We start from the raw sequence: 3,618 nt of genomic DNA, 5'->3' as shown, positions 1-3,618 counted from the left end.
GCTGGCCGGCACCCCGATCCGCCTCCAGGCGAGGCAGTTGCCGGCCAGCGGCCGGTACTACGTCAGAACTTGCCTTCCTGGAAATCGACGAAGGCCTGCATCAGTTCCTGCCGCGTGTTCATCACGAACGGCCCGTGGCGCATCACCGGTTCGCGCAGCGGACGGCCGGCCACCAGGATCAGGCGCGCGCCTTCATTGCCGGCCGAGATGTGCAACTGCTCGCCACCGCCCAGCACCGCCAGTTCCTGGCGAGCGACGTCGCGCGCGGCGTCCTGCTCACCCACGGTCACGCCACCTTCGAACACGTACGCAAAGGCGTTGTGCCCTTCCGGCAGCGCATAGGTCCAGGCACGGTCGGGCGCCAACGTGATGTCGAGGTAGAGCGGGTCGGTGGCCGGTTGCACGATCGGGCCGCGGGTGCCATCGACCGTGCCAGCGATCACCTTCACCTCCACGCCCGCTTCCGGGTGCACCACGGGAATCCGCTCAGGCGCGAACTCCTGGTACTTCGGCTCGGTCATCTTCTCCTTCGCCGGCAGGTTCACCCACAGCTGGAAGCCACGCATCTGCCCGCTTTCCTGCTCGGGCATCTCCGAGTGCACCAGGCCGCGGCCAGCGGTCATCCACTGCACGCTGCCCGGGGTCAGCAGGCCTTCGTTGCCATGGTTGTCGCGATGCCGCATGCGCCCGTCGAGCATGTAGGTGACGGTCTCGAATCCGCGGTGCGGATGTTCCGGGAAACCGGCGATGTAGTCCTCGGCGCGGTCGGTGCCGAATTCATCGAGCAGCAGGAACGGATCGAGGTCGGGCAGCGTCGGGCCACCGATGACGCGGGTCAGGCGCACGCCGGCACCGTCGGAGGTGGGCATGCCACGGATGGTCCGCAGCACGCGGACCGGTTCGGGAAAGCTCATGGCGACTCCTGTTCGATGGATGCCACTGAAGATGGACGCCGCACGGCCACACGCCAATGGACGGCGCCGCAACCGATTGTTCCATCCCTGATGTTCGCTGCACGTCAGCACAACAAGCGTACGACCAAAGTACTACCGCCGATTCGTCCTGTGCCAATTGACCCTGTCGAGGGCACGCGGGACTCTTTGACTGTCTTTCCGGGAGAGAGCACCTCATGAAAGGGTTTTCCAAAATAGGCTGGGCGGTCCTCGCCCTGCTCGGCGCCTTCTGTCTGGGCACCGTGGCCCTGCGCCGCGGCGAACACATCAATGCGCTGTGGATCGTCGTCGCCGCGGTTTCGCTGTACCTGGTGGCGTACCGCTTCTACAGCCTGTTCATCGCCAACAAGGTGATGCAGCTGGATCCGACCCGGGCCACGCCGGCGGTGATCAACAACGATGGCCTGGACTACGTGCCGACCAACAAGCACGTATTGTTCGGCCACCACTTCGCCGCCATCGCCGGCGCCGGCCCGCTGGTCGGCCCGGTCCTGGCCGCGCAGATGGGCTACCTGCCTGGACTGCTGTGGCTGGTGGTGGGCGTGGTGCTGGCTGGTGCGGTGCAGGACTTCATGGTGCTGTTCCTGTCCAGCCGTCGCAACGGCCGTTCGCTGGGCGACCTGGTAAGAGAAGAGATGGGCCAGGTACCTGGCACCATCGCGTTGTTCGGTGCGTTCCTGATCATGATCATCATTCTGGCGGTGCTGGCGATGGTGGTGGTCAAGGCGCTGGCCGAAAGCCCGTGGGGCATGTTCACGGTAATCGCGACGATGCCTATCGCCATCCTGATGGGCGTGTACATGCGCTATATCCGCCCCGGCAAGATTGGCGAGATCTCGGTGGTCGGCCTGATCCTGCTGCTGGCCGCGATCTGGTACGGCGGCAAGGTCGCCGCCGACCCGGTGTGGGGCCCGGCGTTCACGTTCACCGGCACCCAGATCACCTGGATGCTGATCGGCTACGGCTTCGTCGCATCGGTGCTGCCGGTGTGGCTGTTGCTGGCCCCGCGCGACTACCTGTCGACCTTCCTCAAGATCGGCACGATCATCGCGCTGGCCGTCGGCATCCTGATCGTGATGCCGGAACTGAAGATGCCGGCGCTGACCCAGTTCGCCGCCAGTGGCGACGGCCCGGTGTGGAAAGGCGGCATGTTCCCGTTCCTGTTCATCACCATCGCCTGCGGTGCGGTCTCTGGTTTCCATGCGCTGATCTCCTCCGGCACCACGCCGAAGCTGCTGGCCAATGAAGCGCACATGCGCTACATCGGCTACGGCGGCATGCTGATGGAATCGTTCGTGGCGGTGATGGCGCTGGTCGCGGCCTCGATCATCGATCCGGGCATCTACTTCGCGATGAACAGCCCGGCGGCGGTGATCGGCGCCGATGCGGCGTCGGCGGCGCACTACATCACCAACACCTGGGGCTTCACCATCACGCCGGAGCAGCTGACCGCGACCGCGGCGGCGATCGGCGAGCCGACCATCCTGCATCGTGCAGGTGGTGCACCGACACTCGCGGTGGGCATCGCGCAGATCCTGCACGAAGCGATCCCCAGTGGCAGCGACGCAATGATGGCGTTCTGGTACCACTTCGCGATCCTGTTCGAAGCATTGTTCATCCTGACCGCGGTGGACGCTGGCACCCGTGCCGGACGCTTCATGCTGCAGGACCTGCTGGGCAACTTCGTCCCGGCGCTGAAGAAGACCGAGTCGTGGACCGCCAACATCATCGGTACCGCCGGCTGCGTGGCGCTGTGGGGCTACCTGCTCTACACCGGTGTGGTCGATCCGTTCGGCGGCATCCAGACCTTGTGGCCGTTGTTCGGCATCTCCAACCAGATGCTGGCCGGTATCGCGCTGATGCTGGGCACGGTAGTGCTGTTCAAGATGAAGCGCGACCGCTATGCGTGGGTCACTGCGGTACCGGCGGTGTGGCTGCTGATCTGCACCACCTATGCCGGCTTCATCAAGATCTTCGACAGCAACCCGGCGCAGGGTTTCCTGGCACAGGCACACAAGTTCCAGGCCGCGCTCGCCAGCGACACGATCACGGCGCCGGCCAAGTCGGTGGCGCAGATGAAGCAGATCGTGGTCAACGCCTACGTCAATACCGGCCTGACCGCGCTGTTCCTGCTGGTGGTGGGCGCAGTCCTGGTGTATTCGATCAAGACCATCCTGGCGGCACGCCGCAATCCGCAGCGCAGCGACCGCGAGACCCCTTACGTGGCGCTGAAGCCGCATGAAATGGTGGATCTGTGATGAGTACGCAACTGGTTCCCGCCGGCCAGTACCAGGCGCACCGCCGCATCTGGCGGCGCCTGGTGCAGACCGCACGACTGTGCTGTGGCATTCCTGATTACGACAACTACGTCCGGCATATGCTGGAAAAGCATCCGGACCAGGAGCCGATGGACTACAAGACGTTCTTCCGCGAGCGCCAGGAAGCGCGCTACGGCGGACGCAATGGTGGCCGCTGCTGTTGAGGGCCGGGACGGTCTTTTCGCAGGCAAAAGAAGGCCGAGCGCGTGCTCGGCCCTGCACGGGCAGAGCGGGGGGGGGGGGGGGGGCCCCCCCCCCCCCCCCCCCCCCCCCCCTCCAAAGTTGGTCGCGTCAGGTTTCTGCGGTGCCGTCCGCGCAAGCTGAATTCAGTCAGCCATCTGAAACCG

3 protein-coding genes are annotated in these 3,618 nt (G+C 65.3%); 2 read left to right on the top strand and 1 reads right to left on the bottom strand.

Going from position 1 to position 3,618, the window contains the following annotated elements:
* Positions 1-62 precede the first annotated feature (62 nt).
* Positions 63-914 (bottom strand): pirin family protein, encoded by an 852-nt coding sequence (locus ACM0PK_RS20975; RefSeq protein ID WP_053499689.1) that lies wholly within the window; start codon positions 912-914, stop codon positions 63-65.
* 215 nt (positions 915-1,129) lie between these two features.
* On the opposite strand from ACM0PK_RS20975, the gene ACM0PK_RS20970 reads away from it, so the two are divergent.
* Positions 1,130-3,211, top strand: coding sequence for a carbon starvation CstA family protein (locus ACM0PK_RS20970; protein WP_005418274.1), 2,082 nt, complete (start codon positions 1,130-1,132; stop codon positions 3,209-3,211).
* Positions 3,211-3,435, top strand: coding sequence for a YbdD/YjiX family protein (locus ACM0PK_RS20965; protein WP_005410613.1), 225 nt, complete (start codon positions 3,211-3,213; stop codon positions 3,433-3,435). The genes ACM0PK_RS20970 and ACM0PK_RS20965 overlap by 1 nt, the downstream gene beginning before the upstream one ends.
* Positions 3,436-3,618 lie beyond the last annotated feature (183 nt).

Origin of the sequence: Stenotrophomonas sp. FR010 (assembly GCF_047520755.2) — a bacterium.
GTDB lineage: Bacteria > Pseudomonadota > Gammaproteobacteria > Xanthomonadales > Xanthomonadaceae > Stenotrophomonas > Stenotrophomonas sepilia.
The sequence above is the reverse complement of the archived record's forward strand: the minus strand, read 5'-3'. Positions and strand labels throughout refer to the sequence as shown.